This is a genomic window from Longispora albida DSM 44784 (genome assembly GCF_000379825.1).
Classification (GTDB): domain Bacteria; phylum Actinomycetota; class Actinomycetes; order Mycobacteriales; family Micromonosporaceae; genus Longispora; species Longispora albida.
On sequence record NZ_KB903814.1, the window covers coordinates 166,278 to 187,694 of the forward strand.

Below are 21,417 nucleotides of genomic sequence, written 5' to 3' on the forward strand. Positions count from 1 at the left end.
TGTAGCCGCAGACTAGCCAGCCCCCCGTGTTTCACGCTCTCTTCCTTTCCCGTCGTCCGGCCTAGACAGCCGGTGCTGCGAACTGGGCCTTGTACAGCCGGGCATAGGCGCCATCCGCCGAAAGCAATTCGAGATGCGTACCCTGCTCGGCAATGCTTCCGTTCTCCATGACCAGGATCGTGTCGGCGTCACGGATCGTCGACAGTCGGTGGGCGATCACGAAACTCGTCCGCCCCTGGCTCAGCCGGTCCATCGCCTCGCGGACGAGCACCTCGGTCCGGGAGTCGACCAGGCTGGTCGCCTCGTCGAGCACGAGAATCGCCGGGTCCGCGAGGAAAGCCCGCGCGATGGTTATCAGCTGGCGCTCGCCGGCGCTGATCCCGCCCCCCTCGTCATCGATGACCGTGTCGTACCCGTCCGGTAGCGTGCGGATGAAGTGATCGGCATGCGCCGCGCGGGCCGCTTCTTCGATCTCTTCCCGGCTGGCACCTTCGCGGCCATACCCGATGTTGTCGGCGATAGAGCCTCCGAACAACCAGCTCTCCTGCAGCACCATGCCAACTGCTGACCGCAGCTGCTGGCGGGAGAGGCTCGCGATGTCGACACCGTCGAGGGTGATGCGGCCTCCCGTGAGTTCGTAGAAGCGCATCAGCAGGTTGACCAGCGTGGTCTTCCCCGCGCCTGTCGGGCCGACGATCGCGACCGTCTGGCCGGGCTGCGCCTCCAGCGAGAGGCCATCGATCAGCGGGCTGTCCGGCTCGTACCGGAAGGAGATCGCTTCGAAACTGACCCTGCCCTTGACCGCCTGGGGCGCCAGCGTGGCACTGCCATCCGGTTCAAGTTCGGAAGCGTCAAGCAGCTCGAAAACCCGCCTGGCAGAAGCGATTCCTGACTGCACGAGCCCGGTCAGACTCGTCACCTGCGTCAGCGGTCCGCTGAGCTGGCGGGAGTACTGCACGAACGCCTGCACGTCTCCGACGGACAACGTTCCGGAAATCACCCTCAGGCAGCCAACGACGGCTACCAGCACGTACCCGATGTTGTTGACGAAGTTCATCATGGGCTGGATGGCACCGCTGAACAGCTGTGCCCGGTAACTGGACTGGAAGGCTGCCTCGTTGTGCTTGCGGAACTCCTCCGCCGAGGGTTCCACATGGCCGAAGGCCCGGATCAGAGGGAGTCCGGCATAGGCCTCCTCCACGTGCGCGTTCACCTCACCGATCGCCTTCCACTGGCGATCGAACTGAGGCTTGGCCCGTTTCCCCAGCACCGTGGTGAGGACAATCGCTCCTGGAACCGCGATCATCGCGATCAGGGACAGCACGGGCGAGATCCAGAACATCATCGCCACCACACCAGCGATGAGAAGCAGCGAGTTGCTCAGCTGGCTCATTGTCTGCTGGAGGGTCTGCACCACGTTGTCGATGTCGTTGGTCGCCCGGCTGAGCACCTCGCCGCGCTTGCTCGCGTCGAAATAGGACAAGGGCAGCCGGCTCAGCTTGGCCTGCACCTCTGCCCTCAGCTGGTGGGCGGACTGCTGGATGGCTTTGGTCGCCTGCCGCCCCTGGGCGATCCAGCACAGCCCCGACAGGCCGTACGTGAGCAGCGCGATCAGCAGCACCCAGCCCACGGCCGCCAGGTCGATATCCTGCCCAGGTACGAAATCTGTGGACCGTAGCAATCCTGCCAGAGCGTCGTGCCCCTGCCGTTCGAGCTTGGCGATCGCCTCGGCTTTGGAAGTCCCCGCCTCAGTCTGCTGGCCGAGCACACCAGCAACGACAAGGTTCGTGGCGTGCCCCAGCAGCAGCGGGCCGATCACGTTCAGGGTGATACTTGCCAGGCCGAGCGCGAGCATGGCAGCGAACGCCCGTTGAACCCGGACTTTGGCCAGCAGCCTCCGGCCGGTGCTGCCGAACTCGCCCGTCACGCTTCCTCCTCGATGAGCTGAGAGAGAACTATCTCCCGGTAGACGGAGCTGTTCGCCAGCAGATCATCATGGGTGCCTGCCGCCACGACCTCACCGGATTCAAGAACAATGATCTGATCGGCGTCTCGGATCGTGCTGATCCGCTGGGCGACCACCACGACGGTGGCTTCCGCGACCTCGGCTGCGAGCGCTGCACGCACCCGGGCGTCTGTCGAGTAGTCAAGGGCGGAGAACGAGTCGTCAAACAGGTAGATCTGAGGTCGCCGGATGAGGACCCTCGCGATGGCCAGGCGCTGGCGCTGACCACCCGACAGGTTCGTACCGCCCTGGGAAACCTGGGCGGACAGGCCACCGTCGAGCTCTTCGACGAACTCCCGGGCCTGCGCGACCTCCAGTGCCCGCCACAACTCGGTGTCGGTGGCTTCTGGCCGGCCAAATCTCAGATTGGAGGCGATCGTGCCAGCGAACAGGCGGGGGGCCTGCGGCACTATGCCAACCGTTGAGGCCAGTACTCCGGGGTCCAGGTTCCGGACATCCACTCCGCCGACCAGTACCTGACCGCCGGTGGGATCGGCCAGCCGGGGAACGAGCCCGATCAAGGTGCTCTTCCCGCTCCCAGTCGAGCCGATCAGAGCGGTGGTCCGCCCGGGCCGGGCCACCAGGTTGATGCCTCGCAGAATCGGATCCTGAGCGCCTGGATACCTGAACTCGACATCCGCCAGTTCCAGATATCCGGGCTCCGGTAGCTGGCGCACGGGGTCGGCAGGCGGGATCAGGCTCGACTCAGTGCCGAGCACCTCGGAGATCCGCTCGGCGCACACTTCAGCGCGAGGCACCATCATGAGCATGAAGGTCGCTGTGGTCACCGCGACAAGAATGACAGTGAGATAGCCGAGGAACGCCGTGAGTGCGCCGACTTGCATGTAGCCACCGTCGATCCGGAGGGCCCCGAGCCAGACCAGTGGCACGCTGAACAGGTTCACCACGGTTGCCGACAGCGGGAACATGAGGCTGGTCAGGCGACCGGCCCTAAGCGACACATCCCTCAGCCCGCCGTTCACCTCGGCGAAGCGCCGCTCCTCGAACTCGTCCCTGGTGAACGCTCGGATCACCCTGATCCCGCTGATCTGCTCGCGGAGCACCCGGTTGACCGTGTCCACCCTGCGCTGCATCGTCCGGAAGATCGGCTGCAGAGCCCTGACGATCAGGTACATGAGTCCAGCGAGAGCAGGCACAACGACGAGAAGGGCGAGCGCCAGGAGCACGTCCTGGCTGAACGCCAGGACTACCCCGCCAAGGCCCATGATCGGCGCCAGCACCAGCATCGTGAAACTCGCCAGTACCAGCGACTGAACCTGCTGAACGTCGTTGGTCGTGCGGGTGAGTAGGGAGGACGTGCCGAACTGCGCGACCTCCCTTGAGGAGTAGGTCTGCACCCGGTCGAAGATCTTCGTCCGGAGGTCCCGGCCGACCGCAGCCGAAACCCATGCGCCGCACCACACAGCACCCACTGTGCAGGCCACCTGAACAACTGTTACCGCGAGCATCGCGCCTCCCAGGCGAAGGATGTATCCCGTATCGCCCTTGAGCAGCCCGTTGTCCACAATGTCGGCGTTCAGCGTCGGCAGGTACAGCACGGCTGCTCCCTGTGCGACCTGTAGTGCCAGGAGCAGCAGAATGCGGCGGCGGTACGGAGCCAGCTGCGCACGGAGCAATGGAATCAGGGCTTCAGCCGATGCCACGGTCATATTCCCTTTCGGAGTGTTCTCGCCAACGCCAGTCAGACCACAGCGCGAGGCCCGGGGACCGTGCTGCGAGAGGTCAGCGAACGCCACCTGGGTGCGCCGAACAGGCGATCGGCGAAGTCACGGTCCCAGCGCTGGGGTGCCCCGTCCAGGACCCCGTAGGTATCCAGGAGGGCGGGATCCCTGGGCACGAACTCGGATAGGAGGTTCGTGTCGATCTCGCCCGGATACAACAGCGCAGCGTGGTGCAGCGCGTAGCTGACGCTGTCCTCACAGCCGTACTCCCGAACCTGGGCCGCCAGCCGCTCCAGGCAGCCAGCGTCTTGTTTCCGCAGCAACTCCACAAGGTCAAGGAACTTCAGCACGGTCAAGTCCTTGCCCATCTCGATGTACATGAGCGTCGTCGCCTCGACATGGGCCTGCACGCACATGTCGATGATCTGGTCTACGGGCTCCAGCATCCACGCCGGCGTACCGAAGGCCACAGTCCTGACCGCCCGGGTCAGGAAGTCCCCTACGTCAGCGGTGATACCCGATCTCGGCTGGAACAGCGCGAAGCAGGGGTCAAGGACGAAGGTCTCGACGTCGTCGCGCTGGGCGGGCTTGAGGAACGGCAGCGTGGAGTTCGCCAGGTTGATCTTCCAGGTCAGCTGAGTCCGCCGGTCGAAGGGCACAACGCGCTCTGCGTTCCGCGACAGGTGCCCTTGCTCGTAGCCCAGCTCGCTGGCCATGTCGGTGAACTCGGGGAGCGCCTCCGGGCGCAGCAGCACGTCCAGGTCACCCATCCGCCGGAGCCCGAGATCGTGATACACACCCTCAGTCAGCACCGGCCCCTTGCGAATCGCGTACTCGATGCCCCGCCTGTTGAGACCCCGGATTACCTTGGAGTACTCGTCTCCGATGGCCAGGTTGCGGCGCTTGTTTCCCTCATATGCATACGCGTAGATCCAGCGGTACGGTGCCAGCGTTCGGCCATCGGCGTCATGCACGAGCCTCAGCTGCGTCAGATGGCGGCTAACCAGCGGTAACACCCCGTGGCGGCTGGTCTGGTCGAGGAAGTATCCCCAGTCCAGGTCACGGCCTTTTTCCGCAAGGAACTGGTGCACCTCCTCGCACTGCGCCTCGGTCAGCCGCAGCCGCGACAACGCCAGCAGGAGGCTGGCTTCGGGCCGCAGTCCGCGCAGACCACTCCACGCGAGGACTTTGTCATCCGACACTGGTTCCCCCGTTTACTGGTTTGCCCGATTGATCCAGATACAGCTCCGCGCGCCTGATGACCGTGCGGAGCACCTCCACCACACGCACCGGATGCAGGCCGTACCCTGTCTCGCCGGTCACAAGAAGGGCACTGGCACCGTCGAGGACCGCATTGGCTACATCCGACACCTCCGCCCGCGATGGCATCCGGCTCTCCCGCATGGAATGGAGAAGCTGAGTAGCCACAATGGATGACTTACGCCTTCGCGCACACTCTGCCACAATCCGCTTCTGCACGAAGGGCACGTCCTCGAAGGGGATCTCGACCGCCAGGTCTCCCCGCGCGACCATCAGGCCATCAAACGCCTCGGCCATGTCCTCCAGCTCACGCAGTGCCTGCGGGTGCTCGACCTTGCCGACCAGCAGCTGGTGGGGCGCCAGGGACCTCAGCTCGTGGTAGTCGGCAGCAGAACAGGCGAAGGACAGCGCCACGATGTCGGCCCCGAGCTGCTGTGCGAATCGAAGGTCCGACACGTCGCGGTCCGTAAGGCCAGGCAGCACATTGGACGATCCCGGCATCGACAGCCCTCGCCCTGACGTGACCAGCCCACCTTGGCTCACCACGCATCTGACCTCGGCTGGGCTGACATCGACGATATCGAGGACGATGGCGCCGTCGTCGATGAGGACCCTTCCTCCTGCGGGCACCCGATCCACCAGCCACGGGTACAGAGTCCATGTCTGGTGGGAGTGCGCCTCGCTCCGGGACACCGTCAGCGTGACGACCTCCCCGTCCGACCACTGCGCCCGCCCGCCAGGCAGAACGCCGAGCCGGTTCTTCCGGCCCTGCAGGTCCGCGAGTAGCTGGACCGGGCGGCCTGCGGCGGCAGCGGCCTCACGTACGTGCCGTGCCACCGCAGCGTGCCAGTCCCTTGTTCCGCTGCTCAGGCTGAGCCTGACCACGTCCAGGCCGGCACGTACCATGCCCTCGATGCACGATCGGCTCTGGCTAATCGGACCGAGCGTCGCCATAATCGCCGTGCCCCGCCCGGCCTCAGAGTTCAGCACGGCGCAAGCTCCTTCGCACTGCACCGGTGGTACTCCCTGCGGAACGTCCCCGGATCTGTCACCACGACAGGGGTGACGCCGTGCAGGATGCCAGCTCCGGGCAGATTGTTGACGAACACGATCTGATCCGGGCCGACAGATGGCAGCACGACACCGCCTTCGGCACACACTGCCTCATGGTGCTCAGCTCTGAGGACCGGCTTGCTGCCTTCGGTCGCCTCGTCGGACCACTCGAAGACATCTTCGAACCCGAGCGACCTGCCAGCCATGTAGGGCCGGATGTCAACCAGAAGCAGGTCACCTCCCCCGAAGCCGGTGACCGGCCCGTAGAGGTGGGAGAACAAGAGCGCGTCCCGGTCGATGTGCAGCTGCTTGAAGCTCCAGCTGCTGCCGTAGAGCTCCAGCGGGATCGAACCGTCGGAGATCGTGCCGGTCTTGACCTTGAAACCAGCCGGGGCTGGCCGCTGGAGGCCCTCACACCGGAACACCTCCCACACACTGCGGAATAGCTCCTCGTGAAAGACCCGAGCGTTCTCGACGTCGAAGTACTCGGCGACTCCGGTCACAATGGCCGCCCCGGGGCCAGGGTCAGCTCCATCGCGGATCAGGAGCGCGGCGACGGCCCTGGCCAGGCTTGCAGGAACGCGGACCCCTTCTGCCTGCGTCAGGTGTTCGGCGAGGTCGACCCGGAACCTGGCGAACGGAGCCTGTGCTGGCAGCGGCAAAGCGGCCAGGCTGTCGAGCGCCGCCCTGCGCACAGCCATCATGTCTGTTCCGGCGCTCATGCGAGGCTTCCTCCGCTCACCATCGTTGCGCGCTTCTCCGGCTCGAGGTTCCGCCCGGCAGAGAGCAACGCGGTCAGCGTCTCGCGAACCTGCGCCGAGGACTGCTGCCCGTCCACCGTCCGCAGGTGACCGCGCTCGGCGAAATGCTCCCGTACGGGTGCGCTCACCTCGCGATACTCCGCCAAGCGTTGTTCGAATCTCCTCGTGTCGTCATCGCCCCGCCGCCCTGCGGGCCCGCCACAGTCCAGGCACGCTCCGGTCACTGCCAGGTCCAGCGGCAGGCCACAGGCCAGGCAGAGCCGGCGGACGGCAACGCGTGCCCGCGCCACGGAGTCCGGCACCTCGATGAAGACGAAGGCCGCCATCCGCGCACCCGCACTCTGGACCGCCTGGGCGAAATCATGGCACTGCGCGAGATCCCGCGGATATCCCTCGACTGCCACCGCGAGGACGCTGGACGGAACGCGCTGCAGGAAATGGACGAACTCCCGGAGCACGAGCTCGTTGGACAGCAGTTCCTGCTTCAGTAACGTGTCCCGCAACTCGAGGCCCAGTGGGTCACCAATCGAACTCAGATAGAGCCCGTAGTCGCGTACCCCGAACCTGGCCAGCCAGGGATGCTGCTGGTCCAGGGACAACAGAGCTGTCGTCTTGCCCGCGCCTGGCGGGCCAGTCACCGGGGTGATCAGCAGCTGGCGTGGTTCCGCCACCTCAGGACCGCCCCGAGAGATCGACGCCCTGCTGGGCAAGCATGGCCCAGCCACGTTCCATCAGGTCCTGCTCCACAGAGATACGCCCCTCCGCGGCATGCGTCTCCAGCACCCTCAAGGTCGCGTAGAGGCGACGATCCGGCTTGGCCAGCAGCAACTCGGTGAGGTGATAGAGCTGATTGGTGTCCGCAGCAAGGCGTGCTGACTCCGGGAAAGCCTCTGCCAGCAGGCTCGCCAGCTCCTGCGGCCCGTTGTCGACCAGGTAGACGGTGAGCGGGTCGGCGTAGAGGAACTGGATGGCCTCCTGCCAGTCGTCCGTCTTGCGCACGTCCGCGCAGCGGTTGGGATCGTTGCCCTCCAGGATCCGCACCTTGCCGTCGTCATCGATCAGACAGGCCAGGCCGTCCAGGTGTTTGACCTGGGGTCCGTTGTACGTCCGGGCGGGCACCTGCTTGCCGACCTCGTTCACGAACCGCTTACCGAAGACGTCTGCCCTGGACTGGGTAGGCAGGCTGATCGGCAGGCGGGACAGCTTCCGCTGGTTCATCCGGCCGTCGACGATCAGGTTCTTGAAGTACACAAGGATCGTGCGGCCGTCGGGCAGGAGGATCTCCTGCTGGTAGTCACTCATCTCGGAAAGCGTCGCGCCGAGGGACTCCGCGAGCTTCACGATCGTGAGGTCGTCCTCCAGCAGTACCGACCGGATGTAGCAGCCGACGTCCCGCAGGTCGTCCTCGCCCAGCATCCGGATCACTCTGGCCGCCGGCTCCACCCCGATCCGCTGGGCGTGGAACCAGTCCAGGCTGATCCGGATGGTGAAGTTCGCCTGGGCCAGGCCGGCTGCGCGGGTCCGCCACGCGGTGACCAGTGCGCGTACCCGACGGCGCATCTCTTTCTCGTCCTCTGCGAAGTGCGCAGCGGTGATGAGCTCGATCTCCTCCAGGTTCGGGGAGTCGATCTCGTTGACGAACTGCTCGCAGAACTCCGGCTCGACCATCGGCTCGCCCCCGCCGGACAGCACGGCCTTCCACAGTCCCATGCCGTTCATCAGCCGCATGACCGGGGCGGGATCCCGGGCCACGCTGTACCGGGTTAGCCGGGTCAGCGACATCGGCGAGGCGTAGTTGCAGTGCCCGCAGCCGACCGGGCACTCAGAGGAGGGCCACACGTAACAGGTCGACGCGAAGGTCGGGCCATGCTCGGTGTAGCGCGGGAGAGCATCGATGATCTCTCCGCGAAATTCGTCGAGCGGTTGCAGGTCATCAGGCGTGCCTGAGTCTGACCCCTGCCTGAACAATGAAACTGGCATGAAACCGCACCTCGCCCCGTACGAATAGGTTTTCTCGATGCCAACAAGAATGGAATGAAGCCACACCAAATAGCGCCGTGACCAAAAGTCAAAACGGCGTGAGAGTGAGGCGAAAGAAAGCAGGAACCGAGCCTTGCCTGACCCGGATCAGGGTGCGATCAGGTGACCCTCGGCAGGCTGCGGAGATCCCGCAGGGCTCCAGCACCGGAACTGTCTACACTCGCTGATGATCTTCACAGTATCCCCGTTTCACAGTGGTTTGCCGAGGTCAAAGCCTCGGACGAGAGGGCCTCGCCCGCCAGCGGCAGGGTCCAGAGCCCGACATCACACACCATGTGCGCCCCGATGGTATGCACACCGATCCCTGAACGACAACCCGCTTCGTCCAAGATGGATCCGCCCCCCGGCTCCCCATAGGACCATCACCTCCATCGTCGTCTGCCATAACAGGAAGTTGGCACTCGTCGGGATTCAGGCATTGACAGCCATCCGGTCGTGCCGTTAGATGGACGATCTATGCGGGGCAAGCATTCTGATGCCCTTGCACTGACGCATCCAACGGGGAGAGACAATGCTGCGTCACAATTTCTGTCGCGCCATGCCCAGATCCAGCCAGGTCAGTTTCGCGACCCAATCAAGGCCCGACGTTCGCCGCTGAGACGCCGAGGACTATCGCTGCCCCCAGGGCGCGCCGCCAGTGCGGCCACCCTGCTCACAGCCATCCCCGAGCGCACCTGACGACCGAACGGAGCGGCACCATGCCCGGACTGCAATCCACGACATTGACCTCCACCTATGCGCATGTGCAGGCGCTCCTGCCTTCGATCGCGGAGAGGGCTGCGAAGACAGACCAGCTGGCCAGCTTTCCGGTAGCAACGCTCCAGGAGTTCAGGGCCAGTGGCCTCATGGGCCTCCTCGTCCCGCCTGAGTACGGCGGTCCGGGCGGCGACCTCGGCGATATGATCGCCATCGCTGGCATGCTCGCCGCGAACTGCGCGTCAACGGCGATGATCTGGGCCATGCACATCCAGCAGGTGGATTGCATCGTACGTTTCGGTTCGGCCAAGCTACGCGAGGAGCTGCTACCCCGCATCGCGGCGGGCGACGTCTACCTGGCGTCTGTCACGACCGAGCCTGGCAAGTCGGCTCATCTGCTCAGCGCCCAGGCTGCCATCACTGCGAACACCGGCGACCTGCGTGTAGAGCGCGAGACCCCGATCCTGACCGGGGGCATGCATGCCGACGGGTTTCTGATCACTATGCGCGAATCACTAGACGCCGCCGATCATCGCGTCACACTCTGCTACGCCGACCGTGAGCAGCTGAGCCTGGAGCCTTTTGGCACATGGGACACCCTCGGCATGCGCGGCACGGACAGCGGTGGCATGAGGCTGTCTGGATCCGTTGCGCCCCACCAGGTGATCGGCGCGCCCGGCGAGTTCAAGACGATCGCGGTGGAATCCATGATCCCGGCCGGGCATCTCGCTTGGGCCGCAGTATGGCTCGGTTCGGCGCGCAGCGCGCTCTCCGGTGTCTTGACCATGCTGCGGGCCCGGGGGGCGGACCGCCCTTCGGACTTGGCGGCCGAGCGGATAGCGCGCGCCAGGATCGACATCGAGCTCGTCGCCTCATACCTGGGGTCGGTCAGGGACGAGGTGCTCGCCCACCGCCGGGCAGGCACGTCACTGGCCGGCACAGCTACTCAGATCCACCTCAACAACCTCAAGGTCATCGCGTCCGAGCTGACGTTCAGCGCGGCCGACAAGCTGGTCCAGATCGCGGGGCTGTTCGGAGGGTACAAGCGGAACTCCGGGCTTCCCCTGGAGAGGGTGTTCCGGGATCTGCGCTCCGCGAGCCTGAACTTCAGCAACGACCGCCTCCTGACGATGAACGGGACCCTGACACTGCTCGACCGGGATGTGACGCTCACGCCGGTCGACCTCATGTGATTCCCCAGCACCGTCAGTCAGCCATCACCGTACGACACGCCGGCCTGCCCGGTGGGATGAGAGGGAACCGGTGCCCGCACTGCAATCGTCGGCCGAATTCAACGAGATCCTCGAGCGCAATCTCCCGCTCAGCGAGGGCCCGATCGAGTCCACCGCGTCCCTCGTGGACCTGGGCCTCGACTCCCTCGGCACGGTAAGCCTGGTGATGGAGCTGGAGGAAGGACTGGGGATCGCGTTCCCCGACCAGCTACTCACCGCGGAAACCTTCGCCTCCGCTGAGGCTCTGTGGACGGTTGTCGAGAAGCTCGTGGCGGAGTGCTCCGGATGACCGGGTCCTGGGTACCGATGACCTATGGCCAGCTCTCCCTCCTGCGATCCGAGCAGACCCTCCGCCCAGAGGCACGAGGGATGGTGCAGATACTCCACCTCTGGCAGTTACCGAGCACGACGATCGATCATGTCAACCTGGCCCTGACCACTCTCGCCCGGCGCCACGAGGCTCTGCGCACCATCTTTGACCTGGACAACGCCCTTCCGCAGCAGCTCGTGAGGGAATCGGAACCCGTGCGAGCAGGGATCATCGAAACGAATGCGCGCTCGTGGCCAGAAGCCACTGAAGCCGCCCGCCACCTTGCGGCCGAGCCTTTCGATCTCCAGTCTCACCCAGGCTGGTCATGTGCTGTGCTGCGAGACCAGTCCGGCAGCCTCAACTACCTGGCGGTCGCCCTGCATCACATGGTGGCCGATCAGTGGTCCCAGGAGTTACTCAAGGAACAGTTCCTCGAGCTGCTGACTTCAGGACCGCCCGAGGCAGCCCCTGACACACTCCAGCCCCGGGAACTCGCACTCCTCCAGCGTTCCAGCGCCTGGCACGGGCGCCGGTCCGGTGCTGTCACCTACTGGGAACAGGTGATGGACACCTTGCCGCCCCCAGAAGGTCCTACGCGGCCAGCCCTCGGTGTGGTCGCGGATCGCATTTCGGCCACCCTGAGCTATCCGGAGCTGAGGGCGAACATCAACGAAGTCGCACGGCTGACCGCTAGCAGCCCGCAGAGTGTCGTCGTTGCGCTCCTCCTGGTTGTCATGAGCCGCGTCCCCATCCCGCAGTCCGAGCCGCTGATGCTGATGACAGCCAATCGCTTCGACAAACGCTGGCGCGGGATCGTCACGACGATGAACCAGGTCGTCCCGATGCCGAGGTTCGACCATCCGGCGGATGAGACCTTCTCCGGATATGTCCAGCGTGTTCACTGGGCTGGGCAAAGAGCACTACGACACGGCAGCTACGACGTGGACGCCATCGCGGATCTGACCCGAAAGCGCCGGGGGCACGAATTCGCGTCCAGCAACATCATCAACTACGTCGCTCCCGATGCGGATACCGAGTTCCGCCCAGGAGCCACGTCGCCCATCGTGCCAGAGGACGTCGGGGTCCAGCCTGCCGCCTGGCAGGTAGGGCTCACGATGGACGTCCGGGTACACGGTCGCAACCAGCTGGCGATCGACTTCCGGGTGATGACCGACCACATTGGCCCCGCATCGCTGCGAGCGATCGTGGCCTGGCTCGATCGGCAACTGCACACCCTCGCGGACAGCGGTGCCGAACGCCCCATGAGCAGCCTCCTTGAGGAGGCGAACTGGTAGGCCAGCGGCGAGGCGCACCATTCTGCCGCCGTCCTGCCCCGTAGCAGCACTCAGAGCCGAGTGCCTGGCGACACGACGAAAGGAGGTGACCACCATGTCGGTTTGCCCGCGTAAGAGCGTCTGCCCGCGTAAGAGCGTCTGCCCGTAGTTCCACCGGCAGGCATGACGTGTGACGCGGGGGCTTGCCCCCGCGTCACACCCCAGGATCCTCAGCTGCGACAAGGTGATCGATATGGACCTCATCGAAACGGCCAGTTCAGAGGTGTTCCTGTCCTCGATCTGCTACCAGCTAGGACACAAGACGGCGATTGCCGATGCCGGCGACGCGTCCGTCCAGGAGCAGCGGGAGGTACTGGTCGCCCAGGGCTTGGCGTACTGCCGGGTGACCCGCTCGTCCGCGATTGAACTGGGCGCGGCCAGCGCACGCAAGACCATGTCCGGACTCGGGGACAAAACTGTCGACGCTGTTGTGTACTGCACCGACACCGCCCCCGACAAATCCGTGACAGCGGACGCCTGGGATCTGCTGCTGGCGCTGGACCTGCCCACCACTCCGGTGACGGTCGTAGGAGGTTCGGGCTGCGGCAACCTAGGGCCAGGACTTCGCCTGGCACGTTCGCTGCTGTCGGAAGGCGAGGCGGAGACGGTTCTGCTGGTCACCGCGGACAGGGTCAAGGCGGGAACACGTTACCTCGGCAACGGCCAGACCGTGCTGAGCGATGGAGCCGCGAGCTGCCTGGTCAGCTCCTGGAAGCCTGCGTCCGGCTTCCATCTCCTGGGGCTGGCGTCGAGCTCCAGGCTGGACATCGGCACAGCGAAGTTGCGGCCGATACTCGTGGCGAAGTCGACTGCGGAGGCGGTCAGAAGTGCCATCGAGCGATCGATCCGGCCGATGTCGCTGTCGCGCGACGATTTCCAGCACCTGCTTCCCGGCTACTACGGCCGCTCGCCTCAAGCATTTCTCGCGATGTCCGCCGGGTTCCCCCTCGACAAGATCTACTGCCCGATGCTGCCTGACGTGGGCCACTGCTTCTCCGCCGACGTACTGCTCAGCCTGGCATCGCTGACCGAAGCCGGTGGTCTCAGGAGCGGCGACCTCCTGATGCTGCTCGCCATAAGCCCGCGGTCGTGGTCCGTCGCCCCGGTCAGTTACGTGAAGCTCGAGGAAGAACCGCGATGAAAGCAGAACGAGTCAGCCGGATAGCGACAACGGAGTTCGTCACCCGGTACCTAGAGGCCGGCCGTCCAGTCATTGTCACCGACGCGATGGAAGACTGGCCGGCGTTCGGCCAATGGACCCCGGACTATTTCGCGCGGGAGTACGGAGACTGGAAGGTGCCTGTGTACGGGCATTACTTCGACCTCCTCAAGCTCATGAAGCTGGGCGACTACATCCGCACCTATATGGGCTCCGAACCACCGCCGGACATTCGCTACGTGCGCTGGTTCACCCTGCACCAACCGGTCCCGAACGCGGAGAGGTTCCCGTGGGCGGACGAGGTGTTCAAGCTGCTGCAACCCCAGTGGAGTCATCCGTACTTCCTGCCAACGGATTCCTACCTCTTCCCCTTCTGCCCACCGGGCAGGACGCTCGACGTTCCGAGCGAGACCACAGTGCCGTCCAAGGCACTCTATCTGTCATGCAAGGGCGCAACGACCAACCTGCACCTCGACTACTGGGGGGCGGACGCTGTCCTCTGCCAGCTGCACGGCCAGAAGCAACTCGTCCTCTACTCGCCGGACCAGACGCCGCTGCTGATGGATCCTGCCACCGACGCCGTGCGAGGAGCGAGCGGCGGCCGCCGCGTCGTGGACATCAGGAATCCCGATCGAGCCGCGTTCCCTGACTTCGACAAGGCTCAGCCTACGGTGCTGGACGTCCTGAATCCCGGAGAGATCGCATACATTCCCGCCGGCTGGCTGCACCACGTGGACACCCTCTCCGACAGCATCACCCTGACATGGAACTTCGTCCATCTGGCCAGCTGGAGGAACTGGTTCAGGTTCCTGACGAACGAGCCGCCAGCCAGCGAGCTGGCCGACATCGGCCATATCCTCCTGGACGATCCCAGGCGGCTCCACTGACATGGCAGGCGCACATGACGCTGACCAGGTAACGCTCAGCTCCTTCACCGAGGCGATGAGCCGATTCGTCACTGGGCTGGCAGTCGTGACCGCACGGCAGCCCAGCGGGCAGCCGTGCGGACTGCTCGTCTCATCGCTCAGTTCCTACAGCGTGAGTCCGCCATCGGTCCTGTTCTCGATTGGCGACCAGCGCGCCTCCTACGACACATTCGTGCAGTGCACGAGGTTTGCGGTACACCTTCTCGGCGCCGAACACGAGGCGATCGCCCGCACGTTCGCGGATCCACACACTGACCGGTTCACCGATCTGGCCTGGCGCTGGGAAGGCGGCTTGCCCCGGCTAGCCGCTCCGCCGGTGTTTTTCGCCTGCGCCAGGGCGGGTACTTTTCCGCACGGTGACCATGCCGTGGTCATCGGAGAGATCCTCCGGATGAGTGCTCACGCAGGCGATCCCCTGGTCTACTACCGGCGCCAGTTCGACTGGCGGCTCGCCCGGGCCCACGTGCAGATCTGAGCATGCCCCTGGGCAGTTACCCGGTGCCCTCAGGCGGTCAGCAGGCCGATGCCGAGGGCCAGTACTCCGGCTGCCAGGCTCAGTGCGCCCAGCCAGACCAGGATGATGAGCTTGCCAGCCGTGGTGACTTCCCTGCCCATCGAGGAGGCGAAGAACCCGGCCGGCATCAGGATCGCCGCTACCGGCACGCCGAGCCTCGCGATCCATTCCACCGCGCCGGACAGGCCCGCCTGGTCGGCGTAGAGCTGGCAGATCAGGCCGAGGGAGACGAGCACTCCGGCGTGGGCGTGCCCGGCCCTGGCGAAGTTCTTCTGGAACTCGGTCATCCGTTCCAGGCCCCGGGCGACCCTGGTCAGGTAGAAGCCGCCGAACTCGATGGTGACGATGGAGATGAGCATGATCCCGGCGAGGATCCGGGTAGCGTCGGTCATTTCATGATCATAAGCAGGGAACACCAGCTCACGGTCCACATTGGCCGATCTGTGTTCGCTGGTCTCTGCCGGGGCCGGGACCGCCCCGGCAGAGACCGCGCTGTCACACCGCCAGGCGGTACACGCTGCCGAACGTGGTGCCGGCGAACAGCCAGGAGTTGTCGGCCGAGACGACGAGCGAGTTCACCGAGGGTTCCGGCAGGTTGCCGGTGATCGAGCCCCACGTCCGGCCGCCGTCGGTGCTGCGGAGGACGCCGGAGGCCGCCGTGTGGTAGTAGTGCGAGCCCGCGTAGATGGTCTTGCCGTCGGGGCTGAACGCGATGCTGCTCAGGTAGCCGCTGAGATCCCCGGCGACCTTCGTGATGTGCTTGCCGTCGTCCCAGGTGACGTAGAGGGCGTCGATGCCGGCGATGACCGCGTGACCCGGGGTGCGCGGGTCGACGGCGATCGCGCTGACCCAGCCGTCGAGGACCTTCTGGAGGGTCACGCCGCCGTCGGTGGAACGGAACAGGCCGTCGGGGCCGCCCAGCCACGCGCTGTCCCGGTTGCCGGGGGTGAGGGCGACGCTGGTGAAGCCTTCGAGGTGGTCCTGCCCGTTCTGCTGGAGCGTGACACCGCCGTCGTCACTCGTGTAGACGGCCGAGGGCGCGTGCGTGGCGACGTACAGCCGCTGGGGATCGGCGGGGCTGACGGCGATGCCGAGGGCCTTGCCCGGCACTGCCCGCTGCATGATCGTCCACTTCACGCCGGCGTCCGCAGACTTCTCCAGGTAGAAGCAGGGCTGTTCGAAGGTGCAGGTGTTGCGGACGCGGTAGACCGTTGCGGGATTGCGCGGGTCGGTGGCCAAGCTGTCGATCCGGTTACCGATGGTGTGGGGCGCCGTGCCGCTGAAACCCCATTCCTGGTACCCGCGGGGCAGCCGCTCCTTCATCGGCGCCGTCGACTGGAACGAGCCGGTCCACGTGCCCGCGACCAGGGCCGGGCCGGACTTGCCCCGGGTGACGGCGAGGGAGAACACGTCGGAGCCGGGTACGCCGATCCGCTCGAACTTCTGGTGGTCGGAGGTGGTGTAGATCCCGGCGGCCGCCGAGATGACGTCCGTGCCGGGCCGGCCGGGGAACGTGCCGGTGGCCTCGTACAGGTCGACCCGGTCGAGACCGGCCTCGGCCTTCCACGTCCGGCCACCGTCCCGGCTGCCCCACTGCTGCATCTCGCCGGTCTCCTGGTTGACCTGGATGTGCAGCCGGCCAGATCCGTCCACGATGGACGAAAGGATGACGACGTTCTTACCCCACGGGCCGGTCATGGCCCGCCAGTGCCTGCCCCGGTCGGTGGAGACGTGCGCGACCTGGAGCTCCGAGCGGGCGACGAAAGTGTCGCCGCTGATGGTGAGCTGCCCGATCGCGTCGCCGGACAGGCTCGGCTGGGCGAGCCTGGCCAGCGGGCGCGGCGTGCCGGCCCCCGCCTGCCGGATCACCCACAGTTCGGGCCCGGCGGCGAAGAAGAGGTCCGCGCCCTCGAACTTCGGGTACCTGGCGCTCGCAGGCGAGCCGGGCAGCAGGTTCCACCGGCCGCCGAGGTCGGTGCTCACGTACACGCCCTGCTCGGTGGTGGCGTAGACGCGGCTGCCGGACGGGTCGACGACCACGCCCGTGACGGCGGCCGGCAGGTCCAGTACCGGCGTGAAGTTCTTGCCCGCGTCGGTGCTGCGCAGGACGAATCCGTGGAACTCGTTGCGCTCCTGGCCGCCGGCGAAGACGACGTCGGGCCGGGAGGGGTGGGCCGAGATGCCGCCGGAGTTCATCGCCTCGACCGGGAACTGGTTGCTCTGCGTCCACGTCGTGCCCCGGTCGTCGGAGCGGAACACCACGTTGCCGATCTGGGTCGCCACGTAGATCCGGTCGGGCCGGGCCTTGGTGAAGGCGAGCTCGCCGCCGGTACCGTTCGGGCCGACCAGCCGCCAGCGGTGCTTCTGGGTGGCGAGCGTGCCGGGCGCGCCGGCCTCGGGCTCAGCTGCCTGGGCCGGGCTGACAGTGAACAGTGTCAGTGTCATGGTGACGGCTGCGGCCGCAGCCAGGGCCCGGCGTGGCCGGAGGGTTCGTGTCATGGACGGGGTCCTTCCGTCGGGAGGTTCCGCACAGGGTCACAGAGCGTGGTGGACGGCGGCTGGACGCGGACTGGACGGCGGCTGGACACCGGCTAGGCTCGGTCGGGTGTCGACGGCCGAGCAGCAGGTTGCGGGGATGATCCGGTACTCCGTGCTCGGCAGGCTGCGCGCGGAGCTCGACGGGCGGGAGCTGACGCTCGGTACGCCACAGCAGCGCGCAGTACTGGCCCTGCTCGTGCTGCGCCGTGGCCACCTGGTCACGCCGGAGGACGTGGTGGCCGCCGTGTGGGGCGAGGCGGCACCGGCCAGCGCGGACAATCTCGTCCAGACGTACGTGGCCCGGTTACGCCGGCTGCTGGAACCGGGCCGGCCCCGGCGAGCCCCGGCGCGGGTACTCGTGTCGGCGGGCCGGGGTTACGTGCTCACCGTCGCGCCCGGCTGCTGTGACCTCGACGTGTTCGAGGACAGGCTGCGGCAGGCCGGGGCCGCGCGGGCGGCCGGTGACCCGGAGGGCGCGGCCGGGCACCTGCGGGCAGCCATTGGCGTGAGCGCGCAGGGGCAGTTCGACCTCGGCGGCTGGGACGCGCTGGCCGACGTGCCGGGGCCGTACGCCGCCGCGCAGCGCGCCCGCCTCACCGAGCAGTACCTGGTGGCCGCCGAGGACCTGTGCTCGGCCGAGCTGGAGCTGGGCCGGGCCGCTGCTCTCGTGCCTGCGCTGTCCGGCCTCGTCGCGGCTCACCCGCTCCGCGAACGGCCGCGTGCCCTGCTCATGCAGGCGCTGTACCGGTCGGGCAGGCAGGCGGAAGCCCTCGCCGCGTACTCCGACGCCCGAGCCCACCTGTCCCGCGAGCTCGGCCTCGAACCCGGCCCGGAGCTGCGGGACGTCCAGCGGCAGATCCTCGCCGGCCAGCCCCTCCGGGCCGAACCGCCCGCCCCCGCACCAGCCCGGGTGCCGGTGCCCGCCCAGCTCCCGTACGGCGGCGGGGACCTCGTCGGACGATCGTCCGAAGTGGAGCATCTGGACCGGCTGCTCGGCGACTCCGGGCTGATCGTGACGATCACGGGGCCGGCCGGCGTCGGGAAGACCGCGCTGGCCGTGCAGTGGGCGCACCGGCACGCCGCGCGGTACCCGGACGGGCAGCTCCACCTCGACCTGCGCGCCTTCACGCCCGGTGCCGAGCCCCTGTCCACGGAGGACGCCCTCGCTCACCTGCTGCGCGGGCTGGGCGTGGCCGCCGCCGACATACCGGCCGGGCTCGACGACCGGGCCGCCCTGTACCGGACGCTGGCAGCCGGGCGGCGGCTGGTGCTCGTGCTGGACAACGCTCCGGACGCGCGGGTGGTGCGGCCGCTGCTTCCGGGTACACGATCAGCTCTGGTGGTCATCACGAGCCGCAACCGCCTCGACGGCCTGGTGGCACGGGAGGGCGCGCGGCCTGTGCTCCTGGACGTGCTCACTCCGGAAGCGGCGGTCGACGTGCTGCGATCCGTCGCCGGCGACCAGCGGATCGACGCGGAGCCGGACGCTGCGGCACGCCTCGCCGACCTGGCCGGGCGGCTGCCACTGGCCCTGCGGATCGCCGGGGCACGCCTCGCCGCCCACCCCGGCCGGCCCGTCGCCGAACTCGCGGCGGAGCTGGACGACGAGCACCGCCGCCTCGCCGCGCTGGCCACCGAGGACGGTGACCTGACCGTCAGGGCCGCCCTCGACGTGTCACGCAGCCATCTCGACGCCGCCGCCCGGGACCTGCTGGCGCTGCTGGGGCTGGTACCGGGGCCGGCGTTCTCCGGGCATCTCGCGGCGGCCCTGGCCGGCCGCACCCTCGCGGAGATCCGGCCCGCGCTCGGCGCGCTCGTCACAGCGCACCTGGTCATCGAGGCCGGCCCTGGCCGCTACGGACTGCACGATCTCGTCCGCCTCTACGCCCGCGCCCTCCCCGTACCCGGCCGGGAAGCCACCGCGCACCGGATGCTCGACTTCTACGTCGACCAGGCGGTGCGGGGCTGCGCGCTGCTGAGCCCGGCCACGAGCTTCCACCCGCTGACCCTGACGTACCCGCCGGCCGACCCGGTGCCGCTGGACAGCTACGACGACGCGATCGCGTGCCTCGACGCCGAGCGGGAGAACATGCTCGCCGCGATGCGCTGGGCCGCCGGTCACGGCTGGGACCAGCACACCTGGCAGCTGCCGTACGCGTCGTTCTCGTACTTCAAGTTCCGCGACTTCGAGGGCGAGTCCGTCGCCACCCACGAGCGCGCGCTCGACGCGGCCCGGCGGCTCGCCGACCGGGAGGCCGAGCGGCGTACCCTCGGCAACCTCAGCCTCACCCTCACCCTGCGCGGCGAGCACGCCCAGGCAGCCGCGCTGGCGGGCGAGCTGCTGGACATCGCGCGCGCCGACGGCGACCGCGACCTGGAGTACCGGACCCGCTGCAACCTCGGGTACATGCTCCGGCACGTCGGCAGGCTCGGCGAGGCCGTCGAGCACCTGAACGCGGCGCTGGACATGTCCGATGTGGACAATCCCGCCGGGCAGGCCCACGTCCTGGCGAACCTCGGCGACTGCCACCAGGCCCTCGGTGCCCCGGAGACCGCGCTGGCCCTGATGGCGCGGGCGCTCCGGCTCAACGAGACGATCGGCGAGCACCGTGAACAGGCAGCGGTCCTCAACAGCATCGCCGGGTTGCACGCAGGCCTCGGCCAGCTCCCCGAAGCCCTCGCGGCCTACGAGGACGCCGCCCGGGTCAGCGCGGAGCTGATCACGACCGGTCAGCACGTCGACGCGCTGACCGGCATCGGCGACACCCTCGCCAGCCTCGGCGACCCGGAAGGCGCCCGGTCACACTGGCGACGGGCACTGAGCGTGCTGGGCGACACGAACCGGGCACCGGCGGAAGCGCTGCGCGCGCGGCTCGCGTGACTCCGCCGGGCGGCGGCACCGGGTTCAGTCCTCGCCGAGCAGGCCGGCGCCGAGCGGGGTCAGGGCGTGCAGGACCGCCCCGCCCAGCCGGGTCGTGCTGATCAGGCCGGCGTCGCGGAGCACGGTGGTGTGCTGGCTGACCGAGGCCAGCGACGTGCCGACCCGCTGCGCGACCTGCGTCGTCGAACCGGCCGTGCGCAGCGCCGACAGGACCGTGGCGCGGGTCCGGCCGAGCAGCGACACCAGGCGGCCGTCCGGCGCGATCGAGACCGGGCCGTGCGGGATCGGGTAGCCGAGGATGGCCGGGCCGGCCGGTGGTTCGAGGTAGGTGGAGACGCCGCCGAAGTACAGCGGGACCAGGAGCAGGCCGCGTCCGCCGAGGTGGAAGTCCCACGGCTGCTGCGTACCCTGCGGGCAGCGGATGCTCAGCATCGGTGAGTCCCAGGTGATGTCGGGGTGCAGCGTCCCCAGCAGCCGGTCCAGGCCGCCGTCGAGCAGGAGCTGCCCGCGCACTGCCCGGTCAGCGGTCACACCGGCCGTCACGGTGTCCCACTCGGGAGCAAGACCGATTTCGTAGTACCGGGTGAGCGCGGCCCTCAGCTTCCGCCGTGCCCCCGCGTCCCCGGCGGCGAGATCCAGCGCCCACGAGCTGAGCGGCCGGCGGGTGCTCGCCGCGAACTCCCCCAGCTCGGCCCGGACCTGCTCGCCCGGAGCCGACACGATCTCGTCGACAGCGGCGTGCACGTCCCTGGCGCCCGGCGCGCAGAGGAAGTCCGGGGTGTAGCCGATCACCGGCATGAGGTCGAGGACGGGCCGGAAGTCCGGCGACAGCCTCGGCAGCACCGAGCGCCGCCACCGCCCGGCCCAGCCGCCGCCCCACGCCGGGTCGAGCATCAGCACGCTGTGCTGCACCTCCTGCATCACGTCCGGGCCGGTCGCGAGGGTGACTCTGCCCAGGTCCGCAGGGGTGAGGTGAATCCGCAGCACCCGTCGAGCATGCCCGCCGGAGGTCACCGTCATGCCCGT

Annotated in this window: 17 protein-coding genes; 7 read left to right on the forward strand and 10 right to left on the reverse strand. The window is 67.5% G+C overall.

Annotation, left to right across the window (positions count from 1 at the left end):
* Positions 1-61: 61 nt before the first annotated feature.
* Genes A3G1_RS0105075 through A3G1_RS0105105 form a run of 7 tightly spaced genes read right to left on the reverse strand, consistent with a single transcriptional unit; the run spans position 62 to position 8,543 of the window.
* Positions 62-1,927, reverse strand: a complete 1,866-nt coding sequence (locus A3G1_RS0105075) for an ABC transporter ATP-binding protein (protein WP_018348386.1) — start codon at positions 1,925-1,927, stop codon at positions 62-64.
* A complete protein-coding gene (locus A3G1_RS0105080) occupies positions 1,924-3,675 on the reverse strand; it encodes an ABC transporter ATP-binding protein (protein ID WP_026211825.1) in 1,752 nt (583 codons plus the stop codon). The genes A3G1_RS0105075 and A3G1_RS0105080 overlap by 4 nt, the downstream gene beginning before the upstream one ends.
* Positions 3,676-3,707: 32 nt before the next feature.
* Entirely contained in the window at positions 3,708-4,889 is a 1,182-nt protein-coding gene (locus A3G1_RS0105085; protein WP_018348388.1) for a nucleotidyltransferase family protein, read from the reverse strand.
* A complete protein-coding gene (pyk, locus tag A3G1_RS0105090; RefSeq protein ID WP_018348389.1) occupies positions 4,879-5,937 on the reverse strand; it encodes a pyruvate kinase in 1,059 nt (352 codons plus the stop codon). Before pyk ends, A3G1_RS0105085 begins: the two co-directional genes overlap by 11 nt.
* The gene (locus A3G1_RS0105095) at positions 5,931-6,722 is read right to left on the reverse strand and encodes a hypothetical protein (RefSeq protein ID WP_018348390.1); all 792 of its coding nucleotides are present in this window, start codon (positions 6,720-6,722) and stop codon (positions 5,931-5,933) included. The genes pyk and A3G1_RS0105095 overlap by 7 nt, the downstream gene beginning before the upstream one ends.
* A complete protein-coding gene (locus A3G1_RS0105100) occupies positions 6,719-7,432 on the reverse strand; it encodes a nucleoside monophosphate kinase (protein ID WP_157640920.1) in 714 nt (237 codons plus the stop codon). Before A3G1_RS0105100 ends, A3G1_RS0105095 begins: the two co-directional genes overlap by 4 nt.
* A gap of 1 nt (position 7,433) precedes the next feature.
* Positions 7,434-8,543, reverse strand: coding sequence for a hypothetical protein (locus tag A3G1_RS0105105; RefSeq protein WP_040477660.1), 1,110 nt, complete (start codon positions 8,541-8,543; stop codon positions 7,434-7,436).
* Positions 8,544-9,499: 956 nt separating this feature from the next.
* Between A3G1_RS0105105 and A3G1_RS0105110 the strand changes: the two genes are divergently transcribed.
* The 6 genes from A3G1_RS0105110 to A3G1_RS33235 all read left to right on the forward strand — a co-directional run bounded on the left by A3G1_RS0105110 (position 9,500) and on the right by A3G1_RS33235 (position 14,933).
* Positions 9,500-10,690, forward strand: coding sequence for an acyl-CoA dehydrogenase family protein (locus tag A3G1_RS0105110; protein WP_018348393.1), 1,191 nt, complete (start codon positions 9,500-9,502; stop codon positions 10,688-10,690).
* Positions 10,691-10,760: 70 nt separating this feature from the next.
* Positions 10,761-11,018 carry a phosphopantetheine-binding protein gene (locus A3G1_RS0105115; RefSeq protein ID WP_018348394.1) on the forward strand — a complete coding sequence of 86 codons (258 nt, stop codon included), beginning with the start codon at positions 10,761-10,763 and terminating at the stop codon, positions 11,016-11,018.
* A gap of 80 nt (positions 11,019-11,098) precedes the next feature.
* Positions 11,099-12,334 carry a condensation domain-containing protein gene (locus tag A3G1_RS0105120; RefSeq protein WP_157640921.1) on the forward strand — a complete coding sequence of 412 codons (1,236 nt, stop codon included), beginning with the start codon at positions 11,099-11,101 and terminating at the stop codon, positions 12,332-12,334.
* Positions 12,335-12,566: 232 nt separating this feature from the next.
* Positions 12,567-13,514 (forward strand): beta-ketoacyl-[acyl-carrier-protein] synthase family protein, encoded by a 948-nt coding sequence (locus tag A3G1_RS0105125; RefSeq protein WP_018348396.1) that lies wholly within the window; start codon positions 12,567-12,569, stop codon positions 13,512-13,514.
* Positions 13,511-14,419 carry a cupin-like domain-containing protein gene (locus tag A3G1_RS0105130; protein ID WP_083936755.1) on the forward strand — a complete coding sequence of 303 codons (909 nt, stop codon included), beginning with the start codon at positions 13,511-13,513 and terminating at the stop codon, positions 14,417-14,419. The genes A3G1_RS0105125 and A3G1_RS0105130 overlap by 4 nt, the downstream gene beginning before the upstream one ends.
* 55 nt (positions 14,420-14,474) lie before the next feature.
* Positions 14,475-14,933 (forward strand): flavin reductase family protein, encoded by a 459-nt coding sequence (locus tag A3G1_RS33235; RefSeq protein WP_281167826.1) that lies wholly within the window; start codon positions 14,475-14,477, stop codon positions 14,931-14,933.
* A gap of 29 nt (positions 14,934-14,962) precedes the next feature.
* Here A3G1_RS33235 and A3G1_RS0105140 read toward each other — a convergent pair whose 3' ends face one another.
* Both A3G1_RS0105140 and A3G1_RS0105145 read right to left on the reverse strand, forming a co-directional pair.
* Positions 14,963-15,364 (reverse strand): hypothetical protein, encoded by a 402-nt coding sequence (locus A3G1_RS0105140; RefSeq protein WP_018348399.1) that lies wholly within the window; start codon positions 15,362-15,364, stop codon positions 14,963-14,965.
* Positions 15,365-15,467: 103 nt separating this feature from the next.
* Entirely contained in the window at positions 15,468-17,471 is a 2,004-nt protein-coding gene (locus A3G1_RS0105145) for a WD40/YVTN/BNR-like repeat-containing protein (protein WP_018348400.1), read from the reverse strand.
* A gap of 106 nt (positions 17,472-17,577) precedes the next feature.
* On the opposite strand from A3G1_RS0105145, the gene A3G1_RS33240 reads away from it, so the two are divergent.
* The gene (locus tag A3G1_RS33240) at positions 17,578-20,391 is read left to right on the forward strand and encodes an AfsR/SARP family transcriptional regulator (protein WP_040477661.1); all 2,814 of its coding nucleotides are present in this window, start codon (positions 17,578-17,580) and stop codon (positions 20,389-20,391) included.
* Between the two features lie 24 nt (positions 20,392-20,415).
* Here A3G1_RS33240 and A3G1_RS40050 read toward each other — a convergent pair whose 3' ends face one another.
* On the reverse strand, positions 20,416-21,378 hold the full coding sequence (locus A3G1_RS40050; RefSeq protein WP_018348402.1) for an ArsR/SmtB family transcription factor: 963 nt from the start codon (positions 21,376-21,378) through the stop codon (positions 20,416-20,418).
* Positions 21,379-21,417: the final 39 nt, after the last annotated feature.

What these genes read in the sequence shown, in the direction of transcription:
- A3G1_RS0105130 (WP_083936755.1), top strand. Translation starts at nt 13,511, where the DNA reads ATGAAAGCAGAACGAGTCAGCCGGATAGCGACAACGGAGTTCGTCACC.
- A3G1_RS0105120 (WP_157640921.1), top strand. Translation starts at nt 11,099, where the DNA reads ATGGTGCAGATACTCCACCTCTGGCAGTTACCGAGCACGACGATCGAT.
- A3G1_RS0105140 (WP_018348399.1), bottom strand. Translation starts at nt 15,364, where the DNA reads ATGACCGACGCTACCCGGATCCTCGCCGGGATCATGCTCATCTCCATC.
- A3G1_RS0105110 (WP_018348393.1), top strand. Translation starts at nt 9,500, where the DNA reads ATGCCCGGACTGCAATCCACGACATTGACCTCCACCTATGCGCATGTG.
- A3G1_RS0105080 (WP_026211825.1), bottom strand. Translation starts at nt 3,675, where the DNA reads ATGACCGTGGCATCGGCTGAAGCCCTGATTCCATTGCTCCGTGCGCAG.
- A3G1_RS33235 (WP_281167826.1), top strand. Translation starts at nt 14,475, where the DNA reads ATGAGCCGATTCGTCACTGGGCTGGCAGTCGTGACCGCACGGCAGCCC.
- A3G1_RS0105095 (WP_018348390.1), bottom strand. Translation starts at nt 6,722, where the DNA reads ATGAGCGCCGGAACAGACATGATGGCTGTGCGCAGGGCGGCGCTCGAC.
- A3G1_RS0105105 (WP_040477660.1), bottom strand. Translation starts at nt 8,543, where the DNA reads ATGTCGCTGACCCGGCTAACCCGGTACAGCGTGGCCCGGGATCCCGCC.
- A3G1_RS0105145 (WP_018348400.1), bottom strand. Translation starts at nt 17,471, where the DNA reads ATGACACGAACCCTCCGGCCACGCCGGGCCCTGGCTGCGGCCGCAGCC.
- A3G1_RS0105125 (WP_018348396.1), top strand. Translation starts at nt 12,567, where the DNA reads ATGGACCTCATCGAAACGGCCAGTTCAGAGGTGTTCCTGTCCTCGATC.